This is a genomic window from Acidisphaera rubrifaciens HS-AP3, assembly GCF_000964365.1.
GTDB classification, from domain to species: Bacteria; Pseudomonadota; Alphaproteobacteria; order Acetobacterales; family Acetobacteraceae; genus Acidisphaera; species Acidisphaera rubrifaciens.
Genome location: NZ_BANB01000278.1, coordinates 1 through 15,081, shown reverse-complemented (window position 1 = coordinate 15,081; position 15,081 = coordinate 1). Strand labels below are relative to the sequence as shown.

Below are 15,081 nucleotides of genomic sequence, written 5' to 3'. Positions count from 1 at the left end.
CCGCGCCAGCGCCTGCCGCGCCCGCGCCTCGCGCCGTATGCCGTCGCGCAACCGCCCCGCCGTGCCGTCGCGCACCCATTGCGTCACCAGCCCGAACAGCAGCGGCGACGCCATCATCACCGCCGCCCGCAGCGCCGCCGTCACCCGCGCGGCGTGCTGGCCCGGCGGCACCACCAGATAGGCGACGCGCAGCCCGGGCGAGAGCGTCTTGGCCGTCGTCGCCACGTAATAGGCCCGCGCGGGGATCAACCGGCTGATCGCGGCCGGCGGCGGATCGGCGAGCAGCCCATAGGCGTCGTCCTCAATCAGCATCGCGCCGCACCGCTCCACCGCCTGCGCCACGGCCGCCCGGCGCGCCGCCCCCATCGTCGCCGTGGTCGGGTTCTGCATGGTAGGCGTGAGATAGACGGCGCAGGGCCGGCGGTCGCGGCACAGCGCCTCCAGCGCCTCCGGCACGACGCCCTCGGCATCCATCGGACAGCCGATCAGCGTCAGACCGAGATGCGCCGCCGCCGCGCGCAGGCCCGGATAAGCCTCGACCTCCGTCACCACCGCGTCGCCCGGCTGCGCCAGGGTCGCCAGCACCGCGTGCACCGCGCTCTGCGCCCCGGGGCAGACCACCACCCGCCCGGGCGACACCTCGCCCAGGGTGGGCGCAAGCCAGGCCGCGCCCGCCGCGCGGTCCTGCGCGGTGCCGGCGCCGAGGCGATAGGCCATCAGGGTCGCCAGATCCTCGTGACGCAGCAGCCGCGCCACCCCCTCGCGCAGCGCCTCGCGCAGGTCGGGGTCCGCCGGCAGCGGCGGCAGATTCATGCTCATGTCCACGACGCCCGCCCGCGCCCCGGCCGCCGCCGCCTCGCGCCGGACGAAGGTGCCCCGCCCGGTCGCGGCGTCCAGCAGCCCGCGCCGCCGCGCCTCGGCGTAGCCGCGCGTCACCGTGGTGAGATCGACGCCCAGCGTCGCCGCCAGCGTCCGGTGCGGCGGCAGACGCTCGCCCGGCTGGAGTTCGCCCCGCCCGATCGCCCCGGCCAGCGCGTTGGCGATCGCGAGATAAACCGGCCCCGGGGTGCGGGCGAGGTCGGGCAGCCAGTCCGTGCGCTCCGCCACCACCCCGCCCCTCCCGCCGGTTTCCCGAAGCTAGGCCGCGTCGACCTCCGCCGGCGCCCGCTCGGCCGCCGTCTTGCCCGGCCAGACGCGCCGTCCCTCCAGCATTTGCCAGACCAACAGCGCCGGCACCCCGATCACGAGGTCACGGGCACGCTTGATCAGCGACAGCGCCAGCGCGTGCGCGGGCCCGAGGCCGAACATCCCGCCCAGCATCACCAGCGCCCCCTCCTGCACGCCGAGGGCGTTGGGCACCAGGAAAGCCACGCTGCGGATGCCGTACAGAAGACTGTCGATCACCAGCGCCTGCCCGACCGTGACGTTCTCGCCCATCAGCCGCAGCGTGAGCCACGTCTCCAGCCCGCTGCCGATCCAGGTCGCGGTATGCAGCGCCACCGCCAGCAGCAGCGCCCCGTGCCGGCGGTAGATGTCGCGCATCGCCCGCGCCAGCGCGTCGGATGTTCCGCTGCCGACATGCAGCCAGTCGCGGGCCAGCCGGGCGCCCAGCCGCTCGATCGCGCCCGCCCCGCGCGCCTGCACGACGACGAACCCCGCCCCCAGCGCGGTCATGATGAGGACGCCGCCGAACAGCGGCCACAGCAGCGGATCGCCCGGCCGCAGCGCCGCCAGCAGGCCAAGGCCTAGCAGCGTGTACAGCAGCTGTCCCGCCAGTTCCGCGGTGATGTCCACCGCCGTCGAGGCGGCGGCGAAGGCGCCCGACACGCCGGCCAGCGTCGCCGCCCGGGCGCCGAACACGTAGCCGCCGACCTGCGACAACGGCAGCGCCTCGGACGCCCCGTCGCGGATCAGCCGTCCCCAGACGAACCTTCCGGGCCGCGCATCCGCCCGCCCGAGGCCGAGCACCCACCACGACAGGCCCATGACCACGATCAGCACGCCATGCACGCCCAGCACGGCGGCGAACCCGCCCCAGCCGAGCGCCGCCGCCGCGTCCCAGACCGCGACCACGCCGCGATGCAGGATCAGCAAGGTGGCCAGCGCGAGCCCGGCCAGCAGCCCGACGACCGCGATCAGCCGCACGCGGCTCACGGGATCAGGCCGCCTTGCGCAGATGCGGCCGGCGCCGCTCCCACAGCCGCAGACCCACCGCCGCCGCGTCCGCGATTCGCGGCAGCAGCCGGGGCTGCAACAGGTCGGGATCGAACGCGCTCATCCGCCGAGCATTCTCGCGGTAACAATCCTCGACGAACTGGCGGAAGCTGAACCCCTCCAGGAACATGCTCGCCTGCGTCACCGCGAAGTCGCGGCCATCGTTGGCGGCCTGTCCGCGCTGGACCATGCCGAACAGCCGCCGCGCCGCCCGGCCGTAGAACCAGGCCGAATTGAGCGCCCGCAGCGGCGCCGCGCCGCGCCCGCGCACCACCTGCCGCCACGCCATGTAGTTGATGAAGAACACGATGTGCCGTGTCTCCTCGTACATCAGCACGTCGAAGATCTTGAACATCGATTCCGGCAGGAACTCGCTCTGCCGCGCCGTCTTGAACGCCCCGAAGCCGAGGAAGCTATCCAGGCACTCGCCGTAGCCGAAATCGATGAAGGCCGTTTCCAGATTGTCCGGAAACCGCTCCAGCGGCTGCTCCGTCGCGTCCAGGCCGTAGCGGGCGATCATCACGCGCAGCAGCTCGGCGTGGCGCGCCTCCTCCACGCCCTGCAGGGCGATGGCGTCACGCACCAGCGTGTCCTCGACCTGCGGGGTGAACGCCTTGACGATGGCGCCGGCCCGCCGTTCGGTGTGATAGACTTCCTGCCAGAACGGCACCCCGCGCAGCCGTGCCAGCTGCGTCTCGTCGAGGTCCGGCCAGGGCAGGGTTTCGGGGTCGTAGTGTTCGTGGGTGGCCAGGAACTGCTCGCAGAACAGCACCTTGTGCGCGTCCGATCCGACCTTGATTGCCATGCGTCTCCCTTCCGCGCGCGGGCCAGACGTCCTGCGCACGGCCGTGCTCGCCTTCACGAGGTGGTGAATACCAGCTTGGGGGGCCCCGCGCCAAGCGCGGGACGATCAACTTATACCGCGTGCGGCATCAGATGGGGGGCTTCGCTCAGCCCGCCATACCAACGAACTCGTGAATCAGCGCCGGATCGCGCACCGCCTCGGGCGAGACTTCCTGCGTGATCGTCCCCTTCTGGATGATCAGCACGCGTTGCGAAAGCGACGCAATACAATGAAGGTTCTGCTCGACCAGCACGATCGTCAGCTCGCGCGTGCGCCGCAGGGTGTGCAGCGCCTCGATGATCTCGTCGATGATGGACGGCTGGATGCCCTCGGTCGGCTCGTCCAGCAGGATCAGCCGCGGCCCGGCGCACAGGCAGCGGGCCAGCGCCAGCAACTGCTGCTCGCCGCCGGACAGCGCCCCGCCCGCGCGATCCAGCAGCCGTTCCAGTCGCGGGAACACCGTCAGCACGCCGGCGATGGTCTCGCGCTCGTCCCCCGCCGACAGCAGGCAGCCCATGCGCAGATTCTCGGCCACCGTCAGGTTGGGGAAAATCTCCCGCCCCTGCGGCACGAGGCCGATCCCGCGCCGGGCGCGCGCGTACGGGGGCAGGCGCGTGATGTCGGCGCCGTCGAAGGTGACGCTGCCGCCGGTCGCCGGGACATAGCCCATCAGCGCACGCAGCAGCGTCGTCTTGCCCATGCCGTTATGGCCGAGGATGCCGACGAACTCCCCCGCCGCGACGGAGAAGCTGACGCCGAACAGGATCGGGATGCGCCCGTACCCGGCGGCGAGGCGATCGACGGTCAGCATCATGCCGCCTGCCGCCCGAGATAGACGTCACGGACCGACTGGTTCGACAGCACGGTGTGCACGTCATCCTCGATCAGGATGGAACCCTGGTTGAACACGGTCACGGTCTTGGCGATCATCCGGATGAACTGCATGTCGTGCTCGACGACGATCAGCGCCTTGGTCTTGTTGATCTCGCGGATCAGTTCGGAGGTGCGGGCGACCTCCTCCTTGTTCATCCCGGCCGCCGGCTCGTCGAGCAGCAGCAAATCCGGCTCCTGCGCCAGCACCGCCGCGATTTCCACCCATTGCCGCTGCCCATGGGCAAGCTGCCCGACCATGCGGCCGGCGATGCGGGTCAGGCCGACATGCTCGATCGTCTCGTCGGCGATGCGCCGCGCCGTGCGCGCCTGATGCAGGCGGGCGGCGGCGACGAAGACGTTCTCGCGCACCGTCAGCCCGTCGAACACGTTGGGCACCTGCGTCTTGATGCCCACGCCGCGGCGCGCGACCTGATGCGGATAGGCGCCGGTGATGTCCTCGCCGCGAAAGCGCACGGTCCCCGCGGTCGGCGTCAGCTGGCCGGTCAGCATCTTGAAGAACGTACTCTTGCCGGCGCCGTTGGGGCCGATCAGGCAGCGGAGCTCCACCTCGCCGAGCACGAAGTCGACGTTGTTGACGGCGGTGACGCCGCCGAAGCGCATGGTCATGCCACGCGCCTCCAGCAGCGGGACGGCATCGGCATTCATGGCCGCGCCTCCGACGCGAGGTTCATGGCCGCACCTCCGACGCGAGGTTCATGGCCGCGCCTCCGACGCGACGGGAGCGGTCCCGCCGCGCGGCGTGCGGACGAACAGGCGCTGCAGCACGTTGCGTACCACCGGCACCACGCCCTGCGGCACCAGCAGCACGAAGCCGATCAGCACGACGCCCACGATCAGGTTGCCGTCCACCTTCTGCTGCGCGCCGATCAGCGTGACCATGTACTGGATCGCGACGGCGCCCAGGATCGGGCCGAGCAGCGTGCCGAGGCCGCCCACCAGCACGAAGATGATGATCTGCGCCGACTGCGCGAGGCTGAAGGCGGTCGGGCTGATGAACGAGCCCCAGTTGGTGAACAGGCAGCCCGCCAGCCCCGCGATGCCGCCGCCGAGCGTGAAGGTCAGCAGCTTGTACAGCCGCGGGTCGTAGCCGAGCAGCATCGCCCGCGTCTCGTTCTCGCGGATGGCGACGACGACACGGCCGAACCGGCTCGCCAGCACGCCGCGCAGCAGCACATAGACCAGGATCAGCGACCCCATCGCCGCGTACCAAAGCTGCCCGGGATCGAGCGGCTCGTCCGGATGGCCGGGGATATTCAGCGGCGGCACCGAGGGCATGCCGTTGAAGCCGCCGAGCGGCGCGTTGCCGATCGTGTACCAGTCGCCGGCGGTGGAGTTGAAGACGTTGAACAGGATCACCGTCACCGTCAGCGTCACCACGCCGACATAGGCGTCGCTGATGCGGCCGTAGAACATGAAATAGCCCAGCAGCGCCGCGAACGCCGCCGGCAGCGCGATCGCCAGCGCGACCGCCCCCGTGCTGTCGCCGAGATTCATCACCGCGACGGCATAGGTATAGCCACCGAGGCCGAAGAACGCCGACTGCCCGAAGCTCATGATGCCGCCATAGCCCCAGATGAAGCCCTGGCTGAGGGCCAGGACCGCCATGGCGACGAAGACCGTCATCTGCAGCAGGCCGAACAGGTCGAAGACGTGCGGCAGCCCGAACATCAGAACGAGCCCGGCGAGCAGCATCGCCGCGAAACTCGCCCAGCCGGACGCGATGGCCCCCGCCATGGTCTAGGTGCTCCTGCGGAAGAAGCGGCCGGTGATCCCCTGCGGCAGCACGCGGATCAGGATCACCGCCGACAGCAGCAGCGCCACCTCGCCGAACACCGGCGTCGTGCGCTCCGTCGCGATCTCGTCGATGATGCCGAACAGGGTGGAGGCGAGGCCGGTGCCGGTGACGAACGCCGCGCCGCCGCCGAGCACGGTGATGAACGACTTGGCGACGAAGGCGACGCCCATGTTCGGCGCGGTGCCGGAGACGGGCGCGAGCAGCCCGCCCGCCAGCCCCGTCAGCGCCGAGCCGAGGGCGAAGGTCGCCATGTAGATACGCGGCGGCGACACGCCGAGTGCCGCCGCCATGTTCGGATTCTGCATCGTCGCCCGCACGATCAGGCCGAAGCGCGTCGTGCGCAGCAGGGCATACAGGCCGCCCAGCATGGCGGCCGCGCACGCCACCAGGAACAGCCCGTACAGGCTGCCCTGATAGCGGCCGATGGCGAACCCGCCGAGCGGGGCGGAGACCCCCTGCACGGTGGTGCCGAACAGCGTGGTGACCAGCCCGATCAGCGCGAGGCTGAGCCCCCAGGTCGCCAGCATCGTGTCGATCATCCGCCCGTACAGGAAGCGGATGAACAGACGCTCCACCAGCAGACCGAAGATTCCGACCACCAGCGGCGAGACGATCAGCATCGAAATCCAGATGTTGACGCCGTGATTGGTGGCCAGCGCCGTCGCGTAGGCGCCGAGCATCAGGAACTCGCCATGGGCGAGGTTGATGATGCGCATCATGCCGTAGATCACGCCGAGCCCCAGTGCGAGCAGCACCAGGGTCGCGATCGCGACCAGGATGTTGAAGCCGGTCAGGCCGATCAGGTCCACGCCCCGTATCCCCGCGCGCCTATTTCACGTCGATGACGAACATCTTGTCCGTGTTCGGGTGCTTGATCAGGTCGCAGACCGCCGCCGTATCGGCCGGCGCCTGGTTGGGGAAGCTTTGCAGCACCTGCCACTTCTTGTTGACCGCCTTGCCGACATAGGCATTGCGGATCGTGTGGTGCGTCGCGTGATCGAGCGTCACCTTGCCCGACGGCCCATCGAAGCTGATGCCGCTTTCCAGCGCGACGATGTCCTTCATCCGATCGACGCTGCCGGCCTTCACCACGCCCTCGGCCCAGAGATGGAACCCCTCGTACGTGACCGCCGCCAGCTCGCCGATATAGGGCACGCTCGCGCCGAACTTGTCGCGGATCGCCTTGACGAAGTCCTTGCTCGCCGGGGTGTCGATCTCCTCGTAGTAGCCGTACGCGGTGATGATGCCGTCGCTTTCCTTGGCATCCAGCGTCGCCAGCTCGTTGACGAGACCGAAGGTGGTCGACGCGATGGGGATGCGCGACTTCATGCCCGCCGCCGCCCACTGGCGATAGAACGCGGTGTGGTTGGAGCCGACCAGCGCCGACAGCACGACGTCCGGCTTGGCTTCCTGGATCTTGCCGATGGTGGCCGAGAAATTGGTGACGTCGAGGGGGAAGAAATCCACCGTCACGACGGACCCGCCGCCGTCCTGCGTGTACTTCTTCATCCACTTGGCGGTGATCTGGCCGTAATTATAGTCGGCCGCGATCACATAGGCCTTCTTGCCGAAGTTCTTCAGCGTGTAGTCGACCAGCTTGTTGACCGTCTGCGCGGGCGTGGTGCCGGTGCAGAACGTGTCGCGGTCGCACACGCCGCCCTCGTACAGCACGTTGTAGAAATACAGCACGCGGAAACGGTCGAACACCGGCCGGATCGCCTCGCGCGACGCGGAGGTGATGCCGCCATGCACGACGTCGACCTTGTCCTTCAGCGCCAGCTGCTGCGCGTACTGCGAGTAAAGCTGGATGGTGGACTGCGTGTCGTAGTTGATCAGCTGCACCGGACGGCCGAGCAGCCCGCCCTTGGCATTGACCTCCGCGGCGGCAAGCTGGATCGCGTCATACATGGTCTGGCCCGAGGACCCGAGCGGCCCGCTCAGGTCGAGCAGGCTGCCGACCTTGATCGGCTCGGCGGCATAGGCGCGGCGGTTGATCATCGGCGCGGCAATCAAGCCCGCGGCAGCACCGATCTGCACGAATTGTCGGCGGTTAAGCGCCATGTCCACTCACCCTTTTGATTGTCGCGACGCCCGATCAGCCCCGGCGCCCGACAGCGGCGCACACGGTCTGCAACGGGTATGCCAGGATCAGCCGGCGCGGAGCAGCTCCGCGCGTTCGCGGCAAGTCGGCCATGACCGCCGCGCGGGCGAGCATGCAGCACGGCGGGGGTGGCGGCAATCGCGAAGGCGTTATTTCGCGGCGCTCACCGGCGTCGCCGGCAGGGTGTCGGCCGGATGGTCGAGCAGCGCCATCAGGTCCTGCCCGTGGACCGAGTCCGGGATCGTCGCGACGTTCTCCTCCAGGATCACCGTCTCAGCCCAGGTCAGGATGTCCTCGGCCCGCCGCGGCGCGGTGATCTTGAACTGCGTGCGGCGGCCGTCGCGGTACAGGAAGCCGCGCTCGTCCCAGTACCAGTACATGCGGATCACCGGCGGGCAGGCGATGGAATCCAGGGCCTCGTTGACCCGGAACAGGAAGCTGCCGCCCACCTCGGCGATGCGCTCGGGCACGCACGGCGTGGGCGGTGTCGCGTCATAGATCATCAGCGGCACGGCGTAATTGTCGGCGTGCAGCTGCAGGTTGAGCGTATCGTAGATGTCGCGGTCCGAGTCCTTCGGGTGGTGGCTGACCGCGACCCGGAAGGTGAAGGGCGACAGCCGCGCGCCCTGCGCGTCAAGCAGCCGGGTGATGTCCTGCGCCGCCAGCGACGCGCCGAGCAGGTTCCAGTGCGTGCCGCCGCGCGGGAAGAAATCGACCGGATACCGCCCCTCGGCATGCTTGAGCGACAGCACTCCGTCGGCATAGTGCACGCCCGCCGCCTGCAGCTCTGCCCGCCACATGCGCAGCTTCTCGTCATGTTCCGCGCCATGCGGACAGGGGAAGGTCTTCGGCAGGATGCCGGGCATCTCCTGCAGCTTGGACGGGGTGATGACATACAGGAACCGCTTGCCTCGCGCCTCGACCGCGTCCTGCAGCGCGCGCAGCCGCGCCGCCCAGTGCGGGCCGTCCACCGCCATCTTCGCCAGATCGACCTCGCAGTACGACCGGACATAGGCCCACTGGAACAGCTCCTGCCCCCGGCCCATGCCGATCTCCTTCGCCCCGGACATGCCGAGCAGCGAGTAGAAGATCTGGTTCTTCCACCGCACCGACGGGGTGTAGAGGATCGTGCGCGGCCCGATTGAATGGGCCACCGCCTGCTGCCAGCGCCCGTCGAGGAAGCTGGCCGCCGACAGCGGCGGCGGATTGTCCGGCAGCGCGCCGAGCGGGATCTTCACGTGCCAGTGCAGCCATGGCGCAAGGCTGCCGAGCGTGCCGTTCCAGATCACCTGCGCGGCGCCGAGGGCGATCAGCCCGGCGCCGAGCACCGGCGGCAGGCGGCGGAGCCAGGTCCGGAGGGCGGGCCGGAGGACGGGCAACGCCGCCTCAGAACCGGAAATAGATGAACGGGGTGAACGGATCGGCCAGCGCCTTGCCCACCGCGCCCACGAACAGCAGGGTCAGTCCGTATTGCAGCACGAGGCCGCGCGTCGTCCCCTCGGCGAAGCCCGCCCGCAGCCGTCCCCAGAACGGCAGGCGCGGCATGACGCACACCACCGCCGCGATCGCGAGGGCGAGGCGCATGTCCGGCGTGATCCAGATGCGCGTGGTGTAGCCGGCGAGCCCCGGATGGACCATGGCCAAGAGGAACGCGCCGGCCTGCGTCAGCGACGTCGCGCGGAAGATGGTCCAGCCCACCATGACGACGGCGAAGGTGATGGCGTTGGCCGCGGCCCGCGGCAGCCGGTCGAGAACGCGCAGCAGGAACAGCTTGTCCAATGCCAGGAAGACGCCGTTGTAGGCGCCCCAGGCGACATAGGTCCACGCCGCCCCGTGCCAGAGGCCGGAGGCGAGGAAGCAGATCCACAGATTGAAATACTGCCGCGCCGCACCGACCCGGTTGCCGCCCAGCGGGATATAAAGGTACTCGCGTATCCAGGTGGACAGCGAGATATGCCACCGCCGCCAGAACTCGGTCATGCTGCACGCGATGTACGGCATGTTGAAGTTCTCGGCGAGGCGGAAGCCCAGCATCCGCGCGATGCCGATCGCCATATCCGAATAGGCGCTGAAGTCGAAGTAGATCTGGAAGGTGAACAGCGCCACGCCCCACCAGGCATTGGCGAAGCCGATCGGGCCGGTATGGTCGCCGAACACCACGTCCACGCCCGTCGCCAGCGTATCGGCGATGATCGTCTTCTTCACCACGCCCAGCATGAAGCGCAGGAAGCCGGCGGCGAAATCCTCGAGCCCGGCGGGCGGCACGGCGGCAAGCTGCGTCTGCAGGTCGTGATACTTGATGATCGGCCCGGCCAGCAGCTTCGGAAAGAAAAAGACGTACAGCATGTACGTCGTCAGGCTCGGCGCCGGCGCCGACAGCCGCCGCTTCACGTCCACCAGATAGGTGATCTTCTCGAAGACGATGAACGACACGCCGATCGGCAGGGCGATCTGCGGCACCGCCAGATGGAGCCCCGCGCCCGACAGCACGGCATCGAGGTTGGCGACCAGGAAGGCGGTGTATTTGTAGTGGACCAGGATACCGATATTGGCGACCGCCCCCAGCGCCAGCATCGCGCGGGCGCGCCGCTCGTCGGTGGCGACGGCGATGCGGCGGGCGAGGAAGTGATCGAGCCAAGCCGAGGCAAGGACGACCGGGACGAATAACGGCTCCGACCAGACGTAGAAGATAACGCTCGCGGAAAGTATGACCGCGCGCCGCAGCCAGATGTTCCGCCCGACCAGCAAGTACAGCGCATAGGTCGCCGGCAGGAAGACAAACAGGAACAGCGGCTCGTAGAACAGCATGTGTCGGAAGGTTGGCCGATTCGTCTGCGATCAGCCAATCAAGCAGAAAGCCGCCCGGCGGGAAATAGCCGGCCCGGGCGGCGGGGCGGCGGCTCAGCCGGCCGCGGCGCCGGCGTGGCGGGATGCCGCCTCGCGGATACGGCGCGCCATGGCGGCGATGCCGTTGCCCCGGTTGGTGGACAGCGCCTCCAGCAGGCCGAGCTCCTTCAGGAACACCGGATCGGTGGCCCCGATCTCCGCCGCCGTGCGGCCCGAATAGACGCGCAGCAGCAGGGCCACGAGGCCGGAGACGATGGCGGCGTCGGAGGCGCCGGCGAAATACAGCCGCCCGTCCCGCTCCTCCATCTCCATCCACACCCGGCTCTGGCAGCCCGGCACGCGGTGCGCGTCGTCGGCCCAGGCGTCGGGATAGAGCGGCAGCGACCGGCCCAGCTCGATGATGTACTGGTAGCGGTCCATCCAGTCGTCGAACACGTCCAGCGCCTCGCCGATCGCCGCGATCGCCTCGGCGGCGCTGGCATCCTCGGGACGCACGAAGGGGTCGGTCATGGACGGCAGATGCGGGCGCCCGCCCACCCCGTCAAGCGATGTTCTCACGGACCCAGACGGTGAACTCCTCGTCGGACGTCTCCCCGGCGGCGAGATCGATGAAGACCACCACGGCCATGGCGTCGGTGACGGGAAAGCGCAGCCCGTTCAGCCGGATGAAGGTTTCCAGCGCCACATAGGCGGTGCGCTTGTTCCCGTCGATGAACGGGTGGTTGCGGACGATGCCGAGCGCGTAGAGCGCGGCCAGCTCGGCGATATCGGGGTCGCCGTAGGCTGCCGCGTTCAGCGGGCGCGCCAGCGCGCTATCCAGCAACCCCGGATCGCGCAGTCCCGGCGCCCCGCCATGCTCGGCCAGCTGCTCGTCATGGATGGCAAGGATCGTGGCCCGCCCCAGCCAGAGCGTCACTTCGCCAGTTCGCGCAGGACGGCCCGGCGCTCGCGCATCACCTCCCGCGCGACCTTCATCTGCGCCTCGAAATCCGGCTCCGCATGGGTCAGGCGGATGCCGTCGGGCGTCTCGATCGCGTGGAGCGTGTCGCCCTTGGCCACGCCCAGCTTCGACAGCAGTTCCTTCGGCAGGATCACGCCGAGGGAGTTGCCGATCTGCGTCACCTTCAGGTCGATCATCGCCGCCGCCTCCCGCTTCAGGTTCTAACCGCCGTTATATATAACAGCGGTTAGAACCGTGCAACGGGTGTTATAACGGCGTCCGCTACAGGATGAACCGGCTCAGGTCGCCCTTCTGCGCCAGCGGCCCCACCCGGTCGGCCACATAGGCGGCATCGACCGTGATCGTCTCGCCGGGCCGGTCGGTCGCGGTGAAGCTGATGTCCTCCACCAGCCGTTCCAGCACCGTATGCAGCCGGCGGGCGCCGATGTTCTCGACCCGGTCGTTGATGTCGGCGGCGAGGTCCGCCAGCGCGTCCACCGCGTCGTCGGCGAAGACGAGATCGACGCGCTCGGTGCCCATCAGCGCCGAATACTGCTTCAGCAGGCTGTGTTCCGGCTCCGTCAGGATGCGGCGCAGGTCGGCGCGCGACAGCGGCGCGAGTTCGACGCGGATCGGCAGCCGGCCCTGCAGTTCCGGCAGCAGGTCGGCGGGCTTGGCGAGGTGGAAGGCGCCGGAGGCGATGAACAACACGTGGTCGGTCTTGATCGGCCCGTATTTGGTGGTGACCGTCGTGCCCTCGATCAGCGGCAGCAGGTCGCGCTGCACGCCCTCGCGCGAGACGTCGCCGCCGCGAAACCCGCCGTCGCTGCTGCGCGCGCAGATCTTGTCGATCTCGTCGATGAAGACGATGCCGTTCTGCTCGGCATGGGCGACCGCGTCCTTGGCGATCTGGTCGGTGTCGAGCAGCCGGTCCGCCTCCTCGCGCTCGAGCGCGCGGCGGGCATCCTCGATCGGCATGCGCCGGCGCTGCGGCTGGCGGCCCATCATGCCCTTCATCATCTCGCCGAGATTGATCATCTGGCCGGGCGGCATGCCGGGGATGTCGAGCTGGCCGATCGGCATGCCGGCGGGCTCGGTCACCGACACCTCGACCTCGCGGCCGGCGAACTCGCCGTCGCGCAGCATGCGGCGGAACTTGCTGCGGGTGTCGGCCGCCGCACCCTCGCCCACCAGGGCGGTGACCAGCCGCTCCTCGGCGGCCAGCTCCGCCTTGGCCTGCACCTCGCGCCGGCGCACGTCGCGCAGCATGGTCAGGCTGACCTCGACCAGATCGCGGACGATGCTTTCCACGTCGCGGCCGACATAGCCGACCTCGGTGAACTTCGTCGCCTCGACCTTGAGGAACGGTGCCTGCGCGAGCTTGGCCAGCCGCCGGGCGATCTCGGTCTTGCCGCAGCCGGTAGGGCCGATCATCAGGATGTTCTTCGGCACCACCTCCTCGCGCAGGCCTTCCGGCAGCTGCTGACGGCGCCAGCGGTTGCGCAGCGCGATGGCGACCGCGCGCTTGGCGTCCGACTGGCCCACGATGAAGCGGTCCAGCTCGGAGACGATTTCGCGGGGCGTGTAGGTGGGGACGTCCATGCGTCTTGTTCCCGTGCGCGCGTCTAAAGCGTTTCGACGATCACGCTGTGATTCGTATAGACACAGATCTCGGCGGCGATGCGCATGGCGCGGCGGGCGATCTCCTCAGCCGACAGGGCGGGGATCTCGATCAGCGCCCGCGCGGCCGACAGCGCGTAGTTGCCGCCGGAACCGATGGCGATCACCCCGTCCTCGGGCTCCAGCACGTCGCCGTTGCCGGTCAGGGTGAAGCTGCGGTCGCGGTCGGCCACCGCCATCATCGCCTCCAGCCGGCGGAGATAGCGGTCGGTCCGCCAGTCCTTGGCCAGTTCGACGCAGGCGCGTTCCAGCTGGCCAGGGAAGCGTTCGAGCTTCGCCTCCAGCCGCTCCAGCAGGGTGAAGGCGTCGGCGGTCGCGCCGGCGAAGCCCGCGAGCACGGCGCCGGACGGGCCGATGCGGCGGACCTTGCGGGCGTTGCCCTTGACGATGGTCTGGCCGAGGCTGACCTGCCCGTCGCCGGCCATGGCCACCTGGCCGTCACGGCGGACGCACAGGATCGTCGTCCCGTGCCAGCCGATCGGATCATGCGTGCTGTCTGTCGTCATCGCGCGCAGATGGCCCGCCCCGGCCGCGCGCACAAGCCGGGACGAACGGGCGGGGCGCGCATGCCGGCCCGCCCGGCGCGGCAGACCTCCGGCACGGCCTCCGTCCCCTCAGGCGGGCAGGTCGGGCAGCCCCTCCGGGTCGAGCCGGTAGCCGCCGCCCTCGGTCACCAGCAGCCTCGCGTTCGACGGATCGGGCTCGATCTTCTGGCGCAGCCGGTAGATGTGCGTCTCCAGCGTGTGGGTGGTGACGTTGGCGTTGTAGCCCCACACCTCGTTCAGCAGCACCTGGCGGGCGACCGGCTTCGTGCCGGCGCGATACAGGTATTTCAGGATCGCCGCCTCCTTTTCGGTGAGGCGGATGCGTCGGTTGCGTATCTGCTCCTGCAGCACCTTCGCCGACGGGCGGAAGGTGTACGGGCCGATCATGAACACCGCGTCCTCGCTGTTTTCGTAGATGCGGACCTGCGCCCGCAGCCGCGCCAGCAATTCGGCGAGACGGAAGGGCTTGGCGATGTAGTCGTTGGCGCCGGAATCGAGGCCGCGCACCACGTCGCTCTCGTCGTCCGAGCCGGTGAGGATGACGATCGGCACCTTCACGCCCTCGCGGCGCAGCCGGGCGCAGAAATCGCGGCCGTCGCCGTCCGGCAGCCCGACATCGAGGATGATCGCCTCGAACCGCACCGACCCGTCGGCGAGCAGGGCGTCGGCCTCGGTGACCGATCCCGCCTCCACCGCGGCGAACTCCCCGTCCACCGCAAACTGCTCGGCAAGCAGGCTGCGCAGCGCCCGGTCGTCATCCACGATCAAGATCGGCCGCTCGCCCGACATCGTCTCCCCCTTCGTCTGTCCAACCGCCGCGGCGGGCCCGACGCTCCGCCACCTACCGTGCAGCCACTGAAACCGCGCCGCAAGAAACACGCAACATCGTGAGGGCATGCCGCGTCGCATCATCCCCGCGACGCCGCCGGCCGCGACGCCGCGCGCGCAAGCCTCGCCACCGCGCCCCGGCCCGCCATATACGAGGATACAGGCAGAGGTTTCCCGCCTCTGCCGTGGCGTTCCGGAACAGGCCGCATGACACGCAGCGTTGCCCCCGACAGCCGCCCCGACGCGGGCCGGCCGGAGATCCCCCGCCTGACGCGCGACGTGCTGCAGATGCGCGTCGTGCAGCGCGCGGCGGCCGAGCTCAAGCGCGGGCTGCCGGTGCTGATCGAGGGGCGGGCGCCGCTCGCCGTGCTGGCGGCCGAGACCGCGAGCGCC

Annotated in this window: 17 protein-coding genes; 1 reads left to right on the top strand and 16 read right to left on the bottom strand. The window is 69.6% G+C overall.

Features of this window, described 5'->3' with window-relative positions:
- The 16 genes from B8460_RS09335 to B8460_RS09260 form a co-directional block, all read right to left on the bottom strand.
- Nucleotides 1-1,107: aminotransferase-like domain-containing protein (locus tag B8460_RS09335; RefSeq protein ID WP_158322783.1), on the bottom strand; the 1,107-nt coding region annotated here is incomplete at its 3' end.
- Between the two features lie 30 nt (nucleotides 1,108-1,137).
- A complete protein-coding gene (locus tag B8460_RS09330; protein ID WP_048861320.1) occupies nucleotides 1,138-2,154 on the bottom strand; it encodes a lysylphosphatidylglycerol synthase domain-containing protein in 1,017 nt (338 codons plus the stop codon).
- Nucleotides 2,155-2,158: 4 nt separating this feature from the next.
- Nucleotides 2,159-3,019: a hypothetical protein gene (locus B8460_RS09325; RefSeq protein WP_048861319.1), complete on the bottom strand. Its 861-nt coding sequence runs from the start codon at nucleotides 3,017-3,019 to the stop codon at nucleotides 2,159-2,161.
- Between the two features lie 145 nt (nucleotides 3,020-3,164).
- The gene (locus tag B8460_RS09320; protein WP_241771160.1) at nucleotides 3,165-3,869 is read right to left on the bottom strand and encodes an ABC transporter ATP-binding protein; all 705 of its coding nucleotides are present in this window, start codon (nucleotides 3,867-3,869) and stop codon (nucleotides 3,165-3,167) included.
- Nucleotides 3,869-4,597 (bottom strand): ABC transporter ATP-binding protein, encoded by a 729-nt coding sequence (locus B8460_RS09315; RefSeq protein ID WP_048861317.1) that lies wholly within the window; start codon nucleotides 4,595-4,597, stop codon nucleotides 3,869-3,871. The genes B8460_RS09320 and B8460_RS09315 overlap by 1 nt, the downstream gene beginning before the upstream one ends.
- 48 nt (nucleotides 4,598-4,645) lie before the next feature.
- On the bottom strand, nucleotides 4,646-5,686 hold the full coding sequence (locus B8460_RS09310; protein ID WP_052945195.1) for an ABC transporter permease subunit: 1,041 nt from the start codon (nucleotides 5,684-5,686) through the stop codon (nucleotides 4,646-4,648).
- A gap of 3 nt (nucleotides 5,687-5,689) precedes the next feature.
- Nucleotides 5,690-6,556, bottom strand: a complete 867-nt coding sequence (locus B8460_RS09305) for a branched-chain amino acid ABC transporter permease (protein ID WP_048861316.1) — start codon at nucleotides 6,554-6,556, stop codon at nucleotides 5,690-5,692.
- A gap of 19 nt (nucleotides 6,557-6,575) precedes the next feature.
- Entirely contained in the window at nucleotides 6,576-7,808 is a 1,233-nt protein-coding gene (locus tag B8460_RS09300; RefSeq protein WP_048861315.1) for an urea ABC transporter substrate-binding protein, read from the bottom strand.
- A gap of 189 nt (nucleotides 7,809-7,997) precedes the next feature.
- Entirely contained in the window at nucleotides 7,998-9,227 is a 1,230-nt protein-coding gene (locus B8460_RS09295; protein ID WP_048861314.1) for an alginate O-acetyltransferase AlgX-related protein, read from the bottom strand.
- Nucleotides 9,228-9,234: 7 nt separating this feature from the next.
- On the bottom strand, nucleotides 9,235-10,656 hold the full coding sequence (locus B8460_RS09290) for an MBOAT family O-acyltransferase (RefSeq protein WP_048861313.1): 1,422 nt from the start codon (nucleotides 10,654-10,656) through the stop codon (nucleotides 9,235-9,237).
- A 93-nt stretch (nucleotides 10,657-10,749) separates the two neighbouring features.
- Nucleotides 10,750-11,205 (bottom strand): SufE family protein, encoded by a 456-nt coding sequence (locus B8460_RS09285; protein ID WP_048861324.1) that lies wholly within the window; start codon nucleotides 11,203-11,205, stop codon nucleotides 10,750-10,752.
- Between the two features lie 31 nt (nucleotides 11,206-11,236).
- Complete coding sequence (locus tag B8460_RS09280; protein ID WP_048861312.1) at nucleotides 11,237-11,611, bottom strand: type II toxin-antitoxin system death-on-curing family toxin; 375 nt, start codon at nucleotides 11,609-11,611, stop codon at nucleotides 11,237-11,239.
- Nucleotides 11,608-11,832: an AbrB/MazE/SpoVT family DNA-binding domain-containing protein gene (locus B8460_RS09275; protein ID WP_199445592.1), complete on the bottom strand. Its 225-nt coding sequence runs from the start codon at nucleotides 11,830-11,832 to the stop codon at nucleotides 11,608-11,610. The genes B8460_RS09280 and B8460_RS09275 overlap by 4 nt, the downstream gene beginning before the upstream one ends.
- 85 nt (nucleotides 11,833-11,917) lie before the next feature.
- Nucleotides 11,918-13,237: an ATP-dependent protease ATPase subunit HslU gene (gene hslU / locus B8460_RS09270; RefSeq protein WP_048861311.1), complete on the bottom strand. Its 1,320-nt coding sequence runs from the start codon at nucleotides 13,235-13,237 to the stop codon at nucleotides 11,918-11,920.
- 23 nt (nucleotides 13,238-13,260) lie between these two features.
- Nucleotides 13,261-13,821: an ATP-dependent protease subunit HslV gene (gene hslV, locus B8460_RS09265; RefSeq protein WP_048861322.1), complete on the bottom strand. Its 561-nt coding sequence runs from the start codon at nucleotides 13,819-13,821 to the stop codon at nucleotides 13,261-13,263.
- Between the two features lie 108 nt (nucleotides 13,822-13,929).
- A complete protein-coding gene (locus B8460_RS09260) occupies nucleotides 13,930-14,649 on the bottom strand; it encodes a response regulator transcription factor (protein WP_048861310.1) in 720 nt (239 codons plus the stop codon).
- A gap of 246 nt (nucleotides 14,650-14,895) precedes the next feature.
- Between B8460_RS09260 and B8460_RS09255 the strand changes: the two genes are divergently transcribed.
- A partial coding sequence (locus tag B8460_RS09255; RefSeq protein ID WP_048861309.1) for a hypothetical protein occupies nucleotides 14,896-15,081 on the top strand: 186 nt, incomplete at its 3' end.